Raw genomic sequence first — 19326 nt, 5'->3', positions numbered from 1 at the left:
CAGGTGCAACGCCGCGGCCTTGCGCTTGTTTCGCTGGGGCTTCGCGCGTATCAGGCAGGGCCTTAACCACAGATGGACCCGCCATGATTGACCCCACGATGATCCTCGTCCGCCCGCAGATGGGCGAGAATATCGGAGCGGCGGCGCGGGCGATGCTGAATTTCGGGCTGACGCGGATGCGGGTGGTGGGGCCGCGCGACGGCTGGCCGAACCCCAAGGCGGTGGCCATGGCCTCGGGCGCGGGACGGGTGCTGGACAATGCGGGGCTGTTTGACGATGTGCCCGCCGCGATTGCCGATTGCGATTTCGTCTTTGCCACCACCGCCCGCGGGCGCGAGTTGACCAAGCCGATCATGACGCCCGAACGCGCGATGGACTATGCCCGCGCGCTGTCGGCCGAGGGCAAGCGGGTCGGCATCCTGTTCGGGCCGGAACGGGCGGGGCTGGAGAACGAGGACGTGGTGCTGGCCAATGCCATCGTCACCGTGCCGGTGAACCCGGAGTTTCCCTCGCTCAACCTTGGGCAATGCGTCTTGCTGATGGGCTATGAATGGGCGCGCCAGAAGGCGGAGGTGGCGCCCGAGGTGGTGAATTTCGCCCGCACCGAATATGCGCAGGCGCACGAGATCGAGGCGCTGGCGCGGCATTTCGAGGAACGGCTGGAGCTTGCGGGGTTCTTCTTCCCCGAGGCCAAGGCGCCGGGCATGAAGGTCAGCCTGCGCAACATGTGGTCGCGTCTGCCGCTGACCACCGCCGAGGTGCGCACCTTCCACGGCATGCTGCGCCAGATCGCCTTCAAGCTGGGCGAGGGCGGACAAAAGAAAACGTGAGCGGCGCGGGCTGTCGAGGGGGCTGCTCCTTGCCTGAGGCCGTGATATGTTTGCGGGTAATGAAGCAGCAAAAAGCAGCAGGCACATCATGGCAAACATCACAGGCACGCCGATCTATGATCGGTTGAGCGGCACGCATCGCGGCGACTGGATCATGGGCCTTGACGGTTCGGATACCATCTATGGCTCGGGTGGGGACGACAGTCTGGAAGGCAATGACGGCGACGACCGTCTGCATGGTGGCAAGGGCGATGATACGCTGGTCGGGGGGCTGGGGGAGGATCGGCTTTGGGGGCGCGCGGGCAGCGATCTGATGATCGACGACAGCGGCAGCAATGAAATTTACGGCGGTCAGGGCCATGACACGATCCGCAGCGGCGTCGGCAATGACACGATCTTTGCCGGCAATGATGGCGATCTGGTCGAATCGGGCGGCGGCAATGATCGGGTGCGTGCGGGTTTTGGCGACGATACCGTCTGGGGCGGCACCGGCGATGACAGCCTGCAGGGCAACGAGAAGGACGACCGGCTGTATGGCGAGGATGGCAATGACACGCTGGACGGCGGCTCGGGCAGTGATGTGTTGACCGGCGGGGCGGGGGCGGATCGGTTCATCTTCACCGCCGGGCGTGATCAGATCACCGATTTTACCCAAGGCGAGGATCTGATCCAGCTTCAGGGTTTTGCCAAGATCGACACCTATACCGATATTCTGGAGCGCCTGTCGCAGGATGGCGCCGATGTGCTGCTGCGCATCGGCAATCACCGGCTGTGGATCGAAGATACCGATCTGACCGATCTGACCTCGGGCGATTTCATCTACTGACGGGGCCCCACCTTGAACCTGCGCCGTGCGGGCCCTAGTCTGCGCGGCGAAGCAGGAGGGCCCCGATGGCACAGAAGCGCAGCATCTTTGAAGAGGTTGGCGGCGAGGCAAGGCCCGTCTCCGTCCCGACCCCTGGCCTGATCGACCGGGGCACGGCGGGCGCGCGGCGGGCGATCCGGCTGTGGCTGCTGCTGATCTTTGCGCTGGTGGCGGCGATGATCGTCGTGGGTGGGCTGACGCGGCTGACCGACAGCGGGCTGTCGATCACCGAATGGCGCCCGGTCACCGGCGCCTTGCCGCCGATGGATGCGGCTGGCTGGGAGGCGGAGTTCGCCAAATATCAGGCCAGCCCGGAATACCAGCTGCAGAACAAGGGCATGACGATTGACGCCTTCAAATCCATCTATTGGTGGGAATGGGGGCATCGCCAGTTGGGCCGGGTGATCGGGCTGGTCTGGGCGCTGGGCTTCGCGGGCTTTCTTGTGGCGCGCAAGATCCCGGTGGGCTGGACGGGGCGTTTGCTGGGGCTGGGGGCGCTGGGCGGGCTGCAGGGTGCGATCGGCTGGTGGATGGTGGCCTCGGGTCTGAGCGGGGCGATGGTGGATGTGGCCTCTTACCGGCTGGCCACGCATCTGGGGCTGGCCTTTGTCATTCTTGGCCTGACCGCATGGTATGTGCTGCTGCTGGGCCGCAGCGAGGGCGCGCTGTTGCAGGCCCGGCGCGGGCGCGAGGCGAAGCTGGTCAGCCTGTCCACCGGGCTGATGCATTTCGCCTTTCTGCAGATCCTGCTGGGCGCGCTGGTGGCGGGCATCGACGCGGGCCGCGCTTTCCCGACATGGCCCGACATGAACGGCCAGTTCTTCCCGGCGGATGCCTTCTATGTGCCGGGGCGCCCGGTCTGGGCGGCATTCTTTGAAAATGCCGGGCTGGTGCAGTTCATTCACCGCATGGCGGGCTATCTGCTGCTGGCCTTTGGCGTGGTCGCCTTCCTGAAGGGGCGCCGGTCCACCCATGCCGCCACGCGCACGGCCTTTCTGGCGGTGATCTGCATGATGGCGCTGCAGGTGGGGCTGGGCATCGCCACCGCGCTGACCGCCGCACATCTGCATGTGGCGATCACCCATCAGGTGGGGGCGATCCTGCTTTGGGTGCTGATCCTGCGCGCCCGTCATCTCAGCCAGTACCCGATTGTCGGGTCGATCCGGGAAGGAACCCAATGATGAGCGCTTATGACGAGCTGATGGCCTTCCAGCGGGAAACCGAGGCGCTGGCGCAGATCGCGGGCCGCCTTGGCTGGGATCAGGAAACCATGATGCCGCGCGGCGCGGCCGAACAGCGCGGCGAGGAAATGGCGGCGATCGAAGGCGTGTTGCACGCCCGACGCACCGATCCGCGCCTTGCCGACTGGCTGGAGGAGGCGGAGCCGGAGGATGACGAGGCGCAGGCGCAGCTGCGGCTGATCCGCCGGTCTTATGATCGGGCGACCAAGATCCCGGCTGAACTGGCGCAGGCGCTGGCCCGCGTCACCTCCACCGCCCAAGGCATCTGGGCCGAGGCGCGGGCGGCGGAGAACGTCGCCGATTTCCTGCCGACGCTGGCCGAGGTGATCGACCTCAAGCGCGAAGAGGCGGCGGCGCTGGCGCAGGGCGGCGATCTGTATGACGCGCTGATGGATGATTACGAACCGGGCGCCACCGCCGAAATTGCGGCGGCGATGTTCGACCGGATGCGCCCGCGTCTGGTGCGGCTGCGCGAGGCGGTGCTGGCCGCCCCGGCACCCGCGCCGCTGAACCACCATTTCGGTGAAAATGCGCAACTGCGCTTCGCCCGCGATCTGGCGGCGCGGTTCGGTTATGATTTCACCCGCGGGCGGCTGGATCTGGCGGTGCATCCGTTCAGCTCCGGCTCTGCCAATGATGTGCGGATTACCACGCGGGTGGTGGAAACCGATCCGTTCAACTGCTTCTATTCCACCATCCACGAGGTCGGCCACGCCTGTTACGAGCTTGGCATCGACCCCGATTATCTGTTCACCCCGCTGGGCGCGGGCGTGTCGATGGGCGTGCATGAAAGCCAGAGCCGGATCTACGAAAACCAGCTTGGCCGCAGCCCGGCCTTCACCGGCTGGATGTTCCGCCAGATGCTGGATCGGTTCGGCGATTTCGGCGTGACCTCGCCCGAGGATTTCGCCCGCATCGTGAACCGGGTGCAGCCCGGCTTCATCCGCACCGAGGCGGACGAGGTGCATTACAACCTGCATGTGATGATGCGCTTCGATCTGGAACGCGCGCTGATCCGGGGCGATCTGCAGGTGGGCGATCTGGAGGCGGCCTGGAATGACCGTTTCCTTGCGGATTTCGGCGTGGCGGTGGATCGGCCGGCCAATGGCATGTTGCAGGACGTGCATTGGTCTTGCGGGCTGTTCGGCTATTTCCCGACCTATACGATGGGCAATGTCTATGCGGGCTGTCTGCATCAGGCGCTGCGCGCGGCGGTGCCGGATCTGGATGCGCAACTGGCGCAGGGCGAGCTGGGCGCCGCTACCGGCTGGCTGCGCGAGAACGTGCAGCGCCATGGCGGGCTGTATACGCCCGGTGCGGTGATCGCCAAGGCCTGCGGGTTCGAGCCGACCGAAGCGCCGCTGCTGGATTACCTCGACGCCAAGTTCGGCGCGCTTTACGGGCTCTGAATGCGGGGCGAGGGGCTGGCGGTCTGGCTGCTGGCCCTTGGCCAGACGCTGACTTACGCGGCACTGTATTACAGCTTTGCGGCCCTGCTGCCCGATCTGGAAACCGCGACGGGGTGGAGCAAGGCGCAGCTTGCCGCAGGGCCTACCTTTGCCTTTCTGATCACCGCCGTCCTGACGCCGTTCACCGGGCGGCTGGTGGATCACGGGCGGGGGGGCGAGATGCTGGTGGGCCTGCCGCTGATCGGTGCGGCGGGGCTGGTGGCGCTGGCCTTTGCGCCGGGGCCGGGGGGGTGGTTCTGGCTGTGGGGGCTGATCGGGCTGGCGCAAGCGGGCAGCCTGTATGAAACCTGTTTTGCCTTTCTGACCCGCCGGTTGGGCGAAGGCGCGCGCGCTGCGATTACCCGGGTTACGCTGGTGGCCGGCTTGGCCTCGACCCTTGCCTTTCCGCTGGGCGATCTTTTTGGCCGGGTGTTTGGCGGGCGCGGCGCGTTGATCGCCTTTGCGCTGATCGTGGTGGCGGGGGCGGTGCCTGCAAACCTGTGGGGCGTGCGCATCTTGCGGCGGATGGAGCGGGCAGGCGGCGCGCGCCCGGCTCCCGAACCCGGTGCGCTGCAGGCGGCGCTGCGCCACCCGGCCTTCTGGCTGGTGGCGGCGATATTTGGGGCGATCTGGCTGAACCATGCAATCCTGATCACCTATGCGCTGACGCTGTTTGCCGACCGGGGGGCCGCGCCGGGGCTGGCGGTCTTGGCGGCAAGCTGCATCGGCCCGTCGCAGGTGGCGGGGCGGCTGTTGCTGATGCTGAATGAAACGCGGGTGGGCAACCGGGCGGCGACGCTGCTGTCGCTGGGGGCCATCGGCGTGGCCTCTGGCCTGCTGTGGCTGGCAGGCTTTGCGCCGCTGCTGATCTTCGGCTTTGCACTGACGCAGGGGGCGGGGGCGGGGCTGCTGTCGATCCTGCGCCCGGTGCTGCTGGCGCAAACGCTGGGGCGGCGCGGCTTTGGCGCGATTTCCGGTGCGGTGGCGGTGGCCCCGATCCTTGCCACGGCGGCCGGGCCATCGGTCGGCGCCGCCCTGCTGGAGACGGGCGGGCCGGGCGCCGTTTACGCCTGCTGCCTTGGCCTTGCCGCCCTTGGTCTGGGCCTTGGCTGGGTTCTGGTGCGCCGCCCGCTGGGCTGAGGTTAACCGATCACCCGGCGCAGAAGATCCATCCAGTTGCCCCAGCAGATGCGCTCGATCAGCGCCGGGCCATAGCCTGCTGCCTGCATCCCCGCCACCAGTTTGGGCAGCCCGGCGGCGGACTCCATCCAGCCGGGGATCATCGTGCCGTCGAAATCCGACCCCAGCGCCACGCCGCCTTCGCCCAGATGCGCCATCAGGTGATCCAGGTGCCGCACCATGCGTTCGACCCCCATATCCGGGTTCTTCACCCCGTCTTCGCGCAGGAAGGCCACGCCGAAATTCAGCCCCACCAGCCCGCCACGTTCAGCCATGGCATCCAACTGCCGGTCGGTCAGGTTGCGGGTGGCGGGGCAGAGCGCATGGGCGGCGGAATGGGTGGAGACGAGCGGCTTGCTGCTGATCGCCGCGACATCCCAGAACCCGACCTCGTTCAGATGCGCCAGATCGACCAGCACGCCCAGCCGGTCACATTCCGCCACCAGCCGTTTGCCTGCCTCCGTCAGCCCCGGCCCGGTATCGGGGGAGGCCGGAAAGTTGAACGGCACGCCATGGCCAAAGATGTTGTCCCGGCTCCAGACAGGGCCAAGGCTGCGCAGACCTGCGGCGTGATAGACCTGCAATTCGGCCAGATCGGCACCGATCCCCTCGCATCCCTCGATATGCAGGATCGCGGCCATGGCGCCTGCCTGCCGCGCCGCCGCGATTTCGTCCACCGTCCGGCACAGGCGGATCGCGTCGGGCCGCGCCTCGGCCATGCGGATCAGGATCGCCGCCTGTTCCATCGTCACCCGATGCGCCTTGTCCACGTCGATCGGCGTGAAGGCGCGGTAGGTCGCCATCGGATCGGGGGCGCCCGCCTTCTCGCCCGGTGCCCAGATCGCGAAGAATCCGCCTGCCATGCCCCCCGCCCGGCAGGCCTGCAGCGAAATATCCCCTGTGCGCCCGGAAAAGAAGCTTGCGCCGCAGTGATCGCCATCGGCCCAAAGCTGCGAGAGAAGGTCGTTGTGGCCGTCGAAAATGGCGGGCAGGGTCATGGAAGCTCCAATTCCGGGCAGGGAAGGGTGCGGCGATCACGCCACGTTTCAAGCCGGTTGACAAGGTGGCGCGAAAATTGCCCAATCGGTCAAGGTTTCCGGTGGCCACAAGCCGGACCCGCAAGAAAAATATAGATAAAACATGGGAGTTACTGATGTTGCTTGATCCGTCTCTGCGTCGCGTTGGCGGGGCTGCCCTTTCGGCCCTGCTGCTGTGCACCGCGCCCACCGCCCTTCTGGCGGCCACCCCCGCCGATACGCTGGTGATTGCCGATGCCATTGATGACATCGTATCGCTGGACCCGCAGGAGGCTTACGAGTTTTCCGGCCTCGACGTGGTGAACAACGTCTATGACGGGCTGGTGGAGCTTGATCCGGCCAAGCCCGGCGACCCCGTGCCCGGCCTTGCCGAAAGCTGGTCTGTGGCCGAGGATGGCACGACTTTCACCTTCAAGATGAAGTCCGGCATCACCTTTTCGTCGGGCAATCCGGTAACGGCGGCGGATGCGGCCTTTTCGTTGCAGCGTGCGGTGAAGCTGGACAAATCGCCTGCGTTCATCCTGAACCAGTTCGGCTGGACCAAGGAAAACGTCGATACGATGGTCACGGCGGATGGCGATACCCTGACGCTGAAAACCGACAAACCCTATGCGCCGACCTTCCTGTACAACTGCCTCACCGCCGGGGTGGCCTCGGTCATCGACATGAAGACAGTGATGGAACATGAAGCCAATGGCGACATGGGCAACGAATGGCTGAAGACCAACTCCGCCGGGACGGGTGCCTATATCCTGAAATCCTTCAAGCCGAATGAAGGCTATCTGCTGGAGGCGCGCACGGGCTATTGGCGCGGCGATGCGGTGCTGAAAAACGTCTTCATGCGCCATATCCCCGAAGCCGCCACCCAGCGCCTGCTGCTGGAAAAAGGCGATATCGACGTGGCGCGCGAGCTGACGCCGGTGGATATCGAAGGCATCAGCAGCAACCCCGATGTGAAGATCCAGCCCGATGTCGGCGGCCAGATCTTCTATCTGTCGTTCAACCAGAAGAACGAGAATTACAAGAACGAGAAATTCCTCGACGCGATGCGCTATGCTATCGACTACAAGGGAATGACCGACACCTTCCTGAAGGGCAACATGGTCGTCCATCAGGCGTTCCTGCCGAAGGGCTATCTGGGCGCGCTGGAAGACACGCCCTATAGCCTGGATGTCGAAAAGGCCAAGGCGCTGCTGGCCGAAAGCGGCGTGGCCGCGCCGAAGATCGTGATGGATGTGCGCAACGCCGCCGACCGGATGGAAATGGCGCAGTCGATCCAGAACACCTTCGGGCAGGTGGGCATCACGGTGGAGCTGAACATCGGCGAAGGTGCCGAGCAGCTTAAACGCTACCGCGCGCGCCAGCATGACATGACGCTGCAAAGCTGGGGCCCCGATTATCCCGATCCGCAGACCAACGCCGGTTCCTTCGCCTGGAACCCCGACAATACCGACGAGGCGAAGGTCGGCACGCTGGCCTGGCGCAACGCCTATGATCCCGGCCCGCTGAACGCGATGACCGAAGCAGCGGTGATGGAGCAGGATGCCGCCAAGCGCAAGGCGATGTATGAAGAGCTGCAGACCAAGCACCGCGAAACCTCGCCCTTCATCGTGATGTTCCAGATCGGCTATCAGTCGGCGATGGGCAAGAGCGTGAGCGGGTTCTACACGGGCGGCGCCATCGACAGCGCAGCCTACTGGCTTGTCACCAAGTAAGCAGTTGCCCCCGGCGCCTTGCCGCGCCGGGGGCATCCATTTCGCATGACCGCATCCCCCTCCGCTTCGCTGCGCCTTGGCGCCTATCTGCGGGCCGCTGGCTCCATGTTGATCTCGCTTGCCGCGACGATCCTGGGCCTGCTGCTTGTCACCTTCATCATTGGCCGCGTCGTGCCGATCGACCCGGTTCTCGCCATCGTGGGCGAGCGCGCCACCGAGGCGCAGATCGAGGCCGCGCGCGTGGCGCTGGGGCTGGATCTGCCGCTGTGGCGGCAATTCCTCATCTACGCCTGGGATGCGCTGCATGGCGACCTGGGCCAATCCATCCGCACCGGCCAGCCGGTGATCGAGGCGGTGGCGCGCCATTTCCCCGCCACGCTGGAACTGGCGACGCTGGCCACCATTCTGGGCGTGATTGCCGGGGTGCCCGCGGGCGTGCTGGCGGCCACGCGGCCCGGCAGTCTGGCCGACCATGTGGTGCGGCTGGTGGGGCTGATGGGCTATTCGATGCCGGTGTTCTGGCTGGGGCTGATCGGCCTCTTGCTGTTCTACGGCATTCTGGGCTGGGTCGGCGGGCCAGGGCGGCTCGATGCCGTTTTCGACATGATGTATGAATTCGAGGTGACGCCGGTCAGCGGCATGATCCTGATCGACACGGCACTGGCCGGGCGCTGGGACATGTGGGTCAATGCGATCAGCCATATCATCCTGCCCGCCGGGCTGCTGGGCTATGTCTCCATGGCCTATATCAGCCGGATGACCCGCAGCTTCATGATGAACGAGCTGAGCCAGGAATACATCACCACCGCCCGCGTGAAGGGGATGCCGGAATGGCGGGTGATCTGGGTTCATGCCATGCGCAACGTGCTGGTGCCGCTGATCACCGTGATCGCGCTGAGCTATGCCTATCTGCTGGAAGGATCGGTGCTGACCGAGACGATCTTCGCCTGGCCGGGCCTTGGCAGCTATATCACTGACGCGCTGATGGTGAATGACATGCCTGCCGTGCTGGGCGGCACCGTGGTCGTCGGCGTGGCCTTCGTGCTGCTCAACCTGTTTTCCGACCTGCTGTATCGGCTGGTCGATCCGCGCGCGAGGTAAGGCCATGACATTGACAGACTGGCTGCGCGACCCGAACCCGACCTCGCGCCGGCAGGCCAAGCTGGGGCAGCTTTGGCTGGGCTGGCTGCGGCTGCGGCGCAACCCGCTGGCCATGGCCGGGCTGGTGATCATCCTGCTGTTGCTGGTGCTGGCCGCCTTTGCGCCTTGGCTGGCGACGCAAGACCCGATCACCCAGAACCTGCAAAACCGCCTGATGCCGCCCGGCACGGCGGGGCATTGGCTGGGCACCGACGATTTCGGCCGCGATATCTGGAGCAGGATCGTCTTCGGCGCCCGTATCACGCTGTATATCATCGCGCTGGTCGCGGTGACGGCGCCGCTGATCGGGATGCTGGTCGGCACGGTGGCGGGCTATTTCGGCGGCTGGGTCGATCAGGTGCTGATGCGGATCACCGACATTTTTCTGGCCTTCCCGCGGCTGATCCTCGCCTTGGCGCTGGTGGCCGTGCTGGGGCCGGGGATCGGCAATGCCGTGCTGGCCATCGCGCTGACCGCATGGCCGCCCTATGCCCGCGTGGCGCGGGCCGAAACGCTGACGGTGCGCCATTCCGATTACATCGCGGCGGTGCGCTTGCAGGGCGCCGGGGCGGGGCGGATCATCTGGGGCCATATCGTGCCGATGTGCCTGCCCTCGGTCATCATCCGCGTCACGCTGGACATGGCGGGGGTGATCCTGATCGCGGCGGGGCTTGGCTTTCTGGGCCTTGGCGCGCAGCCGCCGTTGCCGGAATGGGGGCTGATGATCTCGGCCGGGCGCAAATATCTGTTTGAACAATGGTGGGTTGCCACCATGCCGGGGCTGGCCATCTTCATCGTCTCGCTGGGATTCAACCTGCTGGGCGATGGCTTGCGCGACGTGCTGGACCCGAGGAGTTCCGGGAAATGACCCTTCTGTCGGTGAAAAACCTGCGCGTGACCTTCGATACCGAGGCGGGGGTGGTGGAGGCCGTGCGCGGCGTGTCGTTCAGCCTTGGCCGCGAGCGGCTGGGCATCGTGGGCGAAAGCGGTTCGGGCAAGACGATGACCGGGCGATCCGTGCTGCGGCTGATCCGCCCGCCGGGGCGGATCGCGGCGGACGAGATGCTGTTCGACGGGCAGGATCTGATGAAGCTGCCCGAACGCGAGATGCGCGCGCTGCGCGGGCCGCGCATGGCCATGGTGATGCAAGACCCGAAATATTCGCTGAACCCGGTGATGAAGGTCGGCGCGCAACTGATGGAAGGCCTGCGCCAGCGCGACCGCGTGGGCCGGGCCGAGGCGCATGGCAAGGCCGTGGCCGCGTTGGAGGCGGTGCAGATCCGTGACCCGGAACGCGTGATGGAGGCCTATCCGCACGAATTGTCGGGCGGCATGGGCCAGCGGGTGATGATCGCCATGATGCTGATCCCCAACCCCGATCTGCTGATCGCGGATGAACCGACCAGCGCCTTGGATGTCACCGTGCAGGCCGAGGTTCTGTCGATCCTTGACGGGCTGGTGCGCGACCGCGGCATGGGGTTGATCTTCATCAGCCATGACCTGCGGCTGGTGGCGCGGTTCTGCGACCGGGTGCTGGTGATGTACAAGGGCCGCGTGGTCGAGGAACTGGCGGCGCAGGATCTGCTGCACGCCAAACACCCCTACACGCAGGGCCTGTTGAACTGTCTGCCGCGTATCGGCGGGGATCGCGGGCCGCTGCCGGGGCTGGACCGCAACGCAGAATGGGCGCGCTGATATGGCATTGATCGAGATTGAAAACCTGTCGGTGATCTTCAACGCCAAGGGCCGCGAGGTCCGCGCGGTGGAGGGCGTCAGCCTGTCGGTCGAGGCGCGCGAAAGTTTCGGGCTGGTCGGGGAAAGCGGGTCGGGCAAATCCACCATCCTGCGGGCGATCTGCGGGCTGGCGCCGGTGTCGGGTGGCACGATCCGCCTCGGCGGGGCGCCGGTGGCGCGCGGCAAGGCGTTTTCGCGCCGGGTGCAGATGGTGTTTCAAGACCCCTATGCCAGCCTGCACCCCCGCCACACGCTGGACCGCACGCTGAGCGAGCCGCTGGCGATCCATGGCCTTGGCGATGCCGACCGCCGCGTGATGCAGGCGCTGGAGGATGTGGGCCTGCCCACCTCGTTCCGTTTCCGCTATCCGCACCAGTTGTCGGGTGGGCAGCGGCAGCGCGTGGCCATTGCGCGGGCGCTGATGCTGGAGCCGGAGATCCTGCTGCTGGACGAACCCACCTCGGCGCTGGATGCCAGCGTGCAGGCGGAAACGCTGAACCTTCTCAGCCGGTTGCGGGACGAACGCGGGCTGACCTTCCTGATGGTCAGCCACGATCTGGCGGTGATCGACCATATGTGCGACCGGGTGTTGGTCATGCAGCATGGCCGCGCGGTGGAGGAGTTGTCGCGCGAAGCCTTGGCCGGGGCGCAGATGAAAACCGCCTATGCCCGCAGCCTGTTCGAGGCCAGCGCCGACCGGATGCTGGGTTGAGCCGCACCCTCAGCCGTGTGTCCGCAACTCCAGCCCGGCAGTGAAATCGAGAAAGGCGCGCAGGGCCGCAGTCATGTTCTTGCGCGTCGGATAGACAAGGCTGATCGGGATTTCCGGCAGGCTGTAGTCGCTGAGCAACGGCACAAGCGCGCCCGAGCGCAGATCCTCTTCGATCATGAATTCGGGCATCAGCGCGATGCCCTTGCCCGCCAGCGCGGCGGCCCGGATCAGGTCGCCGTTGTTGGCCGAAAAGACCGGATGGATTTTCTGGTAAACGATCTCGTTGCCATGCTGGAACGGCCAGGTGCCGGAGCCGCGCATGTTGGTGTAATACAGGCAACGGTGGTTCGACAGGTCCGAAGGTTTCTGCGGCACGCCATGGTCGCGGACATAGCCGGGCGATGCGATCACATAGACGCGCGATCCATGCAGGCGCCGCACATAGAGGCTTGAATCGTCCAGCTCGCCGATGCGGATCGCGGCGTCGAACCCGTCGCCGATCAGATCGGTGCAACTGTCATCCAGCACGGTTTCCAGCAGCACATCCGGGTAGTCTTCGGTAAAGCGCATCAGATAGGGTTGCAGCACCCGCAGCGTGTAAGAAATCGGCGCCCCAACCTTCAGATGCCCCGAGGCATGGCTGGAGGTGCTGCGCACCGTCTCGTTCGCCTGTTGCAGCCGGTCAAGGATTTCCTTGACCTTGCCGTAATATTCCATCCCCAGCGTGGTCGGCTTCACCGACCGGGTGGAGCGGGTCAGCAACCGCGCGCCAAGGCTGGTTTCCAGATCGGAAATATACTTGCTGCACATGCTTTTGGAGATGCCCATGCGCCGGGCGGCGGCGGCAAAACTGCCTTCGTCAACGATGTGGACATAGGTCTGCAAAATGGCGGTATCCAAGGCGGCCTCATGTCTGTCCAATCGTGTGTAGGTGCAGCTAGGGGAGCGCGGACTGTTGCACCAGTGGTGTTGACACAAAAGTTACATGAATTGACCGTTCGATCAGAACGCACAGAGAGTTCGAAAATCCGGTCATTCACTACGCAAATGCACAGGCCTATCTCAGTCTCACCGAAACAGACGACGCCTCGATGCAGAGGCAGACAAGGATAAGACCATGAAACGTATCGCAATTATCGCACTGGCCGCTGTTGTTGCCGCAAGCGGTGCCTCCGCCAGCGTGACGAACCCGGGCAAAGCGCAGATCGCGGCCCAACTCGGCCTCGACGCATCGGAATACAGCTCGACCGAGTTGTCGCTGATCGCCAAGGCCCGCAAGGACGCCGACCATAAGGCCGAAGCCTTCTACCTGTCGCACACCAACCGTGAAGTGCGGGATGCGGTGGGCCAGGTGAATCCCGGCAAGGCGCAGATCGCGGCGCAACTGGGCCTTGATCCGGCCGAATTCACCTCGGCGGAACTGTCGCTGATCGCCATGGCTCGCGAGGATGGTGACCATCAGGCCGAAGCCTTCTACCTGTCGCATACCAACCGTCAGTCCCCCGAGGATGCCAGCATCGTGACCCCGGCCAAGGCGCAGATCGCGGCCCAACTTGGCGTCGATGCGTCGGCCTACACTTCGGCGCAACTGGCGCAGCTTTCTGCGGCGCGCTCTGTCGCTGACGAATGATGGGTCGTGGCGGGTGAAAGCGGCGAGCAGACGCCGCAACCCGGGACCATGCCTCGCAAAACCCCGACTGGTTCAAGCCAGCCGGGGTTTTTTGTCTGTGCGTCAGCCCCAGTGTACATCGCCCAGAAAGATATAGCCCGCGCCGTAGATCGTCTTGATCAGGGTGGGGTTCTTCGGGTCTTCGCCCAGCTTGGTACGCAGCCGTGAAATGCGCACATCCATCGCCCGGTCAAAGCTTTCGCCTGCCACGCCGCCCAGGGATTCCTGCATTTGTGCTCGTGAAATCAACCGTTTGGGGGCATCCAGGAACAGGCGCAGCACCTCGCCCTCGGCGTGGCTGAAGGGCACCTCGGTTCCATCCGCCGCCAGCAGCACATAGCGGTCGAACAACGCCGTCCAGCCGTTGAAATGTGCCACCTGCGTGCCCCGATCCGGTTCGGCGCGGGCCTTGCGCAGCCGGGCGCGCACGCGGGCCACCACTTCGGCGGGGTCGAACGGCTTGATGATATAGTCATCGGCGCCCAGCTCCAGCCCGGTCACCCGATCCTGCACCTGCGCCCGCCCCGAGATGATGATGATCGAGGCGCCGGATTCCAGCGCCAGCCGATGCACCACCGCCAGCCCGTCGCGGTCCGGCAGGCCCAGATCGACAAGGCAGACATCCGGCGCCATCCGCTTCAGCGCGGCTTCAAACTCGGTGGCGCGGCCATGAGTGGTGACGCGGAACCCCGCTTCTTCCAGCGCATCGGCCAGCATCCGGCGAATCTCCGGCTCGTCGTCCAGAATGGCGATATGTGGCGGGCGGCTCATGCAAGGGCCTCGGCTATGGCGGTGGCGAGGGTGGCGGCGTCGAAGGGTTTGGTCAAGACCGGGGCGGGGGCCGTGGCGCGGCGCGGGTCGGCGGGGGGCAGGGCGCTCATCAGCAGGCGGCGGGCCGGGTGGTCGCGCGCCGCCAGCGCCGCTTCCAGCGCCGCGCCGTTCATGCCGCCACCCAGTTGAATATCCGACAGCACCAACCCGATGCCCGGCACCTCGGCCAGCGCCAGCGCCTCTTCGCCAGTCGCGGCCTCGATCACCGCATGGCCCAGCGAGCGCAGCATCCCGCGCACGGTTTCGCGGATGTCGGGATCATCTTCGACCAAAAGCACCAGCAGCGGCGGTTGTGCTTCGGCCACCGGGCGGAACGGCAGGCGCAGCGACACCAGAGCGCCACCCTCGGGCCGGTTGGCCAGCCGCACGGTGCCGCCTGCCAGCGTGATCTGGTCATAGACCATCGACAGGCCAAGCCCCGATCCGCCGCCGCCCTTGGTGGTGAAGAACGGGTCCAGCGCCTTGTCCAGCGCCTCGGCGGTAAAGCCGGGGCCGTCATCCTCGACCCGGATTTCCAGCCATGTGTCGCGCAGGTTGCGGGCACAGATGCGGATCAGCCCGCCTGCCGCGCCCATCGCATCGCGGGCATTCAGCACAAGGTTCAGGAGCGCATCCTGCAAGGCCCCGGCATCCAGCAGCAGCAGCGGCAGGTGGCCGCCCAGATGGGTTTCAACCCGCGTCTGCACCGGCAGGGTGGGGGTGACCAGCAGGCTCAGATCCGCCAGTAGCGACTCCAGATCGGTGGCGACGGGGCGCAGCGCCGGGCGGCCCGAGATCGAGGCGATCCGGTCCAGCAGCACCCCGCCGCGCCGGGCCGCCGCCAGCGTGCCAGCCACCAGTGCGCGGCCTTCTTCGGGCAGGTCCAGCCGTTCCAACCGGCCTTGCAACCCCATGATGATGGTCAGCAAATTGGCAAAATCATGCGCCACGCCCGAGGTGAGCTGCGCCGCCAACTCGCGCTTGCGGGTCTGGGCCAAAGCGGCGCGGGCCTGCGCTTCGGCGGTGACATCCATCGACAGGATATAGACGCCGTTGATCGGCCCGTCGCCGATCTGATCGGGGGTAAAGGCGCCCCGGATGCGCCGACCGGATTCATCATCGGTGAATTCCAGCACCGAGGCCTCGCCTTCCAGCGCGCGCATCAGGCAGGGGCGGATTCTCTCGAACGTCGCCTCTCCCAGCGCCTCGCGTCCGGTCAAGCCAAGGATCGCCGTCGGCTTGCCCGGCATGACAGAGCCGAGGCGCCGGTTGGAATAGGTATAGCGCAGATCGCGCCCGACATGGGCGATATGGGCGGGCATCATCTCGGTGGTCAGCCGGGTGCGCGCCTCCATCTCGGTCAATTCGCGCTGCGTCTCTTCCAGGGCCGAGATGGTGGCGGCCAGCTTGCGGTTGGCCTGGGCCAGCCGTTCGGAATTATCCAGCACCTCGACCGACAGTTCGGCGGACCGGGCGCGCAGCATCCGTTCCTGCAGCTTCACCTCGGTGATGTCGGTATAGACGGTGACCCAGCCGCCCTGCGGCAGCGGTGCGCCTTCAACCGAAATCCAGTGGCCGCCGGGGCGTTCGCGCTCCATATAATGGGGCTGAAAGGCGCGGGCGGCCTGCACGCGGGCGGCGACAGCGGCTTCGGTATCTTCCACCACGCCATATTCGCCCCGTTCCACCAGATAGCGGATCGTGTCGTCAAAGCGGGCGCCGACCGTGGCCAGATGGTCGGGCAGGGCGAAGATCTCGACGAAGCGGCGGTTCCACAGGGCCAGTTTCAGATCGCTGTCATAGATCGACAGTGCCTGCTGAATCAGGTTCAGCCCGGCCCGCGTCAGCCCCGCCTGCATCTCTTCGCCTGTCATGCCTGTCCCCCCGACCCATCGCTAGCACCCTGTGGCGCCAGCGGGAAAGCGGAAAAGCGGGCGGTAACAATTCGCAAGGATTGGGCAAAAGTCGCGCAAGCATTGGGCGTCATCCCTAGGCGTGCAGATGATGGTCGTGGGGAGAATCGACCCCGTCTGCGCGACGCCCCGAAGTGGGTGCAGGGAGGAACACTGATGGCAGCAACCGACGGTGAGGTGGGGCATCCCACCTCTATTCCGGCGCTTTTGGCCCGCAATGCAAGGGTTTACGCCGCGCAGCCGGCTTGGCGCGAAAAGGAATTCGGCATCTGGCAGGTCTGGACCTGGGCCGAAGGTGCCGCGGAAATCCGCGCGATTGCCCTGGGCCTGATGGCGCTGGGGCTGGAGCGGGGCGACCATGTGGCGGTGATCGGCCGCAACCGGCCCGCGCTGTACTGGTCGATGATCGCGGCGCAGATGTGCGGCGCGGTGCCGGTGCCGCTGTATCAGGACGCGACCGGCGACGAGATGACCTATGTGCTGGATCATTGCGGCGCGCGCTTCGTGGTCTGCGGTGATCAGGAACAGGCCGACAAGGTGATCGAGGTGCAGGAGCGCCTGCATCACATCGACCAGGTGGTCTATGTGGACAAGCGCGGGATGCGCAAATACGACCATTCCCGCATGAACGCGCTGGCAGATGTTGTGGCCGAGGGCAAGGCTGCCCACAACCGCTTTGATGCCGAACTGGATGCGCGGATTGCCGAGCTGAATTACGACAGCACCTGCGTGATGCTGTATACATCGGGCACGACCGGCAAGCCGAAAGGCGTTGTGCTGTCGAACCGCAATATCATCGAAACCTCCAAAAGCTCTGCCGGCTTCGACAAGCTGCGCGCGGGCGATGACGTGCTGGCCTATCTGCCGATGGCCTGGGTGGGGGATTTCATCTTTTCGGTCGGGCAGGCGATCTGGACGGGGTTCTGCGTGAACTGCCCCGAAAGTGCTGCCACGATGATGACCGACCTGCGCGAGATCGGGCCGACCTATTTCTTCGCCCCGCCGCGGGTGTTTGAAGGGCAGTTGACCCAGGTGATGATCCGTATGGAGGATGCCGGGCGCGTCAAGAAGGCGATGTTCGATCATTACATGAAGGTTGCCCGCCGCGTGGGCCCTGACATTCTGGACGGCAAGCAGGTGAGCCTTGGCGACAGGCTGGCTTACTGGATCGGCGACAAGCTGGTTTACGGGCCGCTGAAGAACACGCTGGGGTTCAGCCGGGTGCGGGTGGGCTATACGGCGGGCGAAGCGATCGGGCCGGAAATCTTTGATTTCTATCGCTCTTTGGGCATCAACCTGAAACAGCTTTACGGCCAGACCGAGGCGAGCGTCTTTATCACCCAGCAGCCTGACGGGCAGGTGCGCAGCGATACCGTGGGCGTGCCAAGCCCGGGGGTGGAGGTGCGGATCGCCGAGAATGGCGAGGTGTTCTATCGTGGGCCGGGCACGTTCGTGGCCTATTACAAGAACGCCGAAAGCACCGCCTCGACCAAGGATGCCGAGGGCTGGGTGGCGACCGGCGATGCCGGGTTCTTTGAGGAAAAGACCGGGCATCTGCGCATCATCGACCGGGCCAAGGACGTGGGCAAGATGGCCGACGGGCGGCTGTTTGCGCCCAAGTATGTTGAAAACAAACTGAAATTCTACCCCTCGATCCTGGAGGCGGTGGTGTTTGGCAATGGCCGCGACCGCTGCACCGCCTTTATCAACATCGACCTGACGGCGGTGGGCAACTGGGCGGAGCGCAACAACATCGCCTATTCCAGCTATCAGGAACTGGCCGGGCATCCGCGCGTCTATGACATGATCAAGGCGCATGTGGAGGAGGTGAACCGCTCGGTCGCCGAAGACCCGATGCTCGCGGGCTGTCAGATCCACAGATTCCTTATTCTTCACAAGGAGTTGGATGCGGATGACGGCGAGATGACCCGCACCCGCAAGGTGCGCCGCAAGGTGATCGAGGACAAGTTCGCGGATCTGATTGCCGCGCTCTATGACGGGCGGGACAGCGTGTATACAGAAACCGAAGTGACCTATGAAGACGGCCGCAAGGGCGCGATCAAGGCGACGCTGAAGCTGATGGATGTGGCCGTGGCGCCGGATGCAAGCCGGAGGGTGGCAGCATGAATGCCATGAATTCAGAGGGTTACACCACCGCGGACGGTCGCAAGATCGGCGGCGTGATGATGGAGATGAAGAACATCACCCTGCGGTTCGGGGGGGTGAAGGCGATCACCGACATCTCGTTCGACATCCGCGAGGGGGAGATCCGGGCGATCATCGGGCCGAATGGCGCGGGAAAATCGTCGATGCTCAACGTGATCAGTGGCTTCTATGTGCCGCAGGAGGGCGAGGTCTGGTTTCACGGGCAGCGCCGGGCGCCGATGAAACCCTATGAGGTGGCGCAGCAGGGCATTGCCCGCACCTTCCAGAACATCGCGCTGTTCGAGGGCATGTCGGTGCTGGACAACATCATGACCGGGCGGCTGACGCTGATGAAAACCGGGCTTTTTCAGCAGGCGATGTGGTGGGGCCGGGCGCAGAAAGAAGAGACGGCGCACCGCGAGAAGGTTGAGAAAGTCATTGATTTTCTTGAGATTCAGGACATCCGCAAGACCCCGGTGGGGCGTCTGCCCTATGGGTTGAAAAAGCGGGTGGAGCTGGCGCGCGCGCTGGCCGCCGAGCCGAAGCTGCTGCTGCTGGACGAGCCGATGGCGGGGATGAACGTCGAGGAGAAAGAGGACATGTGCCGCTTCATCCTGGATGTGAACGACGAATTCGGAACCACGATTGCCCTGATCGAACATGACATGGGCGTGGTGATGGACCTGAGCGACCGGGTGGTGGTGATGGATTACGGCAAGAAGATCGGCGACGGCACGCCGGACGAGGTGCGCAACAATCAGGACGTGATCAACGCCTATCTGGGGGTGGCCCATGACTGATCTATGGCCAGAAATGCCCCGGTGCCAGACGTGCACCCCCCGTACACCCCCCGTACACCCCCTGTCGTGCAAATTCCGGGAGGCGGAT

The 19326-nt window shown here is 65.2% G+C and carries 17 protein-coding genes; 13 read left to right on the top strand and 4 right to left on the bottom strand.

Features of this window, described 5'->3' with window-relative positions:
• The first annotated feature begins 83 nt into the window (after positions 1-83).
• The 5 genes from BMX43_RS02690 (at position 84) to BMX43_RS02670 (ending at position 5524) form a co-directional block, all read left to right on the top strand.
• Entirely contained in the window at positions 84-830 is a 747-nt protein-coding gene (locus BMX43_RS02690; protein WP_091296382.1) for an RNA methyltransferase, read from the top strand.
• 88 nt (positions 831-918) lie between these two features.
• The gene (locus BMX43_RS02685; protein ID WP_091296379.1) at positions 919-1656 is read left to right on the top strand and encodes a calcium-binding protein; all 738 of its coding nucleotides are present in this window, start codon (positions 919-921) and stop codon (positions 1654-1656) included.
• 65 nt (positions 1657-1721) lie between these two features.
• Positions 1722-2876 carry a heme A synthase gene (ctaA, locus tag BMX43_RS02680; RefSeq protein WP_091296375.1) on the top strand — a complete coding sequence of 385 codons (1155 nt, stop codon included), beginning with the start codon at positions 1722-1724 and terminating at the stop codon, positions 2874-2876.
• Positions 2876-4345, top strand: a complete 1470-nt coding sequence (locus BMX43_RS02675; protein ID WP_091296372.1) for a carboxypeptidase M32 — start codon at positions 2876-2878, stop codon at positions 4343-4345. Before ctaA ends, BMX43_RS02675 begins: the two co-directional genes overlap by 1 nt.
• Positions 4346-5524, top strand: coding sequence for an MFS transporter (locus BMX43_RS02670; protein WP_091296369.1), 1179 nt, complete (start codon positions 4346-4348; stop codon positions 5522-5524).
• A gap of 2 nt (positions 5525-5526) precedes the next feature.
• Here the strand turns inward: BMX43_RS02670 and BMX43_RS02665 are convergent, their stop codons facing one another.
• The gene (locus BMX43_RS02665) at positions 5527-6561 is read right to left on the bottom strand and encodes a dipeptidase (protein ID WP_091296366.1); all 1035 of its coding nucleotides are present in this window, start codon (positions 6559-6561) and stop codon (positions 5527-5529) included.
• 155 nt (positions 6562-6716) lie between these two features.
• Here BMX43_RS02665 and BMX43_RS02660 point away from each other — a divergent pair, with 155 nt between their 5' ends.
• Genes BMX43_RS02660 through BMX43_RS02640 form a run of 5 tightly spaced genes read left to right on the top strand, consistent with a single transcriptional unit; the run spans position 6717 to position 11901 of the window.
• Positions 6717-8315, top strand: coding sequence for an ABC transporter substrate-binding protein (locus BMX43_RS02660; RefSeq protein WP_091296363.1), 1599 nt, complete (start codon positions 6717-6719; stop codon positions 8313-8315).
• A gap of 45 nt (positions 8316-8360) precedes the next feature.
• Positions 8361-9416: an ABC transporter permease gene (locus tag BMX43_RS02655; RefSeq protein ID WP_091296359.1), complete on the top strand. Its 1056-nt coding sequence runs from the start codon at positions 8361-8363 to the stop codon at positions 9414-9416.
• Positions 9417-9420: 4 nt separating this feature from the next.
• On the top strand, positions 9421-10323 hold the full coding sequence (nikC, locus tag BMX43_RS02650) for a nickel transporter permease (RefSeq protein WP_091296356.1): 903 nt from the start codon (positions 9421-9423) through the stop codon (positions 10321-10323).
• Entirely contained in the window at positions 10320-11150 is an 831-nt protein-coding gene (locus BMX43_RS02645; RefSeq protein WP_091296353.1) for an ABC transporter ATP-binding protein, read from the top strand. Before nikC ends, BMX43_RS02645 begins: the two co-directional genes overlap by 4 nt.
• A gap of 1 nt (position 11151) precedes the next feature.
• Positions 11152-11901, top strand: a complete 750-nt coding sequence (locus BMX43_RS02640) for an ABC transporter ATP-binding protein (RefSeq protein ID WP_091296350.1) — start codon at positions 11152-11154, stop codon at positions 11899-11901.
• A 9-nt stretch (positions 11902-11910) separates the two neighbouring features.
• On the opposite strand, the gene BMX43_RS02635 is transcribed toward BMX43_RS02640, so the two are convergent.
• Complete coding sequence (locus tag BMX43_RS02635) at positions 11911-12801, bottom strand: LysR family transcriptional regulator (protein WP_175482001.1); 891 nt, start codon at positions 12799-12801, stop codon at positions 11911-11913.
• 217 nt (positions 12802-13018) lie between these two features.
• Here BMX43_RS02635 and BMX43_RS02630 point away from each other — a divergent pair, with 217 nt between their 5' ends.
• Positions 13019-13531: a hypothetical protein gene (locus tag BMX43_RS02630; protein WP_091296344.1), complete on the top strand. Its 513-nt coding sequence runs from the start codon at positions 13019-13021 to the stop codon at positions 13529-13531.
• 102 nt (positions 13532-13633) lie between these two features.
• Here the strand turns inward: BMX43_RS02630 and BMX43_RS02625 are convergent, their stop codons facing one another.
• Both BMX43_RS02625 and BMX43_RS02620 read right to left on the bottom strand, forming a co-directional pair.
• The gene (locus BMX43_RS02625) at positions 13634-14341 is read right to left on the bottom strand and encodes a response regulator transcription factor (RefSeq protein ID WP_091296341.1); all 708 of its coding nucleotides are present in this window, start codon (positions 14339-14341) and stop codon (positions 13634-13636) included.
• On the bottom strand, positions 14338-16254 hold the full coding sequence (locus tag BMX43_RS02620) for a PAS-domain containing protein (RefSeq protein WP_091296337.1): 1917 nt from the start codon (positions 16252-16254) through the stop codon (positions 14338-14340). Before BMX43_RS02620 ends, BMX43_RS02625 begins: the two co-directional genes overlap by 4 nt.
• A gap of 195 nt (positions 16255-16449) precedes the next feature.
• Here BMX43_RS02620 and BMX43_RS02615 point away from each other — a divergent pair, with 195 nt between their 5' ends.
• Both BMX43_RS02615 and BMX43_RS02610 read left to right on the top strand, forming a co-directional pair.
• A complete protein-coding gene (locus BMX43_RS02615) occupies positions 16450-18420 on the top strand; it encodes a long-chain fatty acid--CoA ligase (RefSeq protein ID WP_091296335.1) in 1971 nt (656 codons plus the stop codon).
• Positions 18417-19238 carry an ABC transporter ATP-binding protein gene (locus tag BMX43_RS02610; protein WP_091296332.1) on the top strand — a complete coding sequence of 274 codons (822 nt, stop codon included), beginning with the start codon at positions 18417-18419 and terminating at the stop codon, positions 19236-19238. Before BMX43_RS02615 ends, BMX43_RS02610 begins: the two co-directional genes overlap by 4 nt.
• Positions 19239-19326 lie beyond the last annotated feature (88 nt).

The organism is Gemmobacter aquatilis (assembly GCF_900110025.1).
GTDB classification, from domain to species: Bacteria; Pseudomonadota; Alphaproteobacteria; order Rhodobacterales; family Rhodobacteraceae; genus Gemmobacter; species Gemmobacter aquatilis.
Note: the sequence above shows the minus strand (reverse complement) of the source record. Positions and strands in the feature narration are given on the sequence as shown.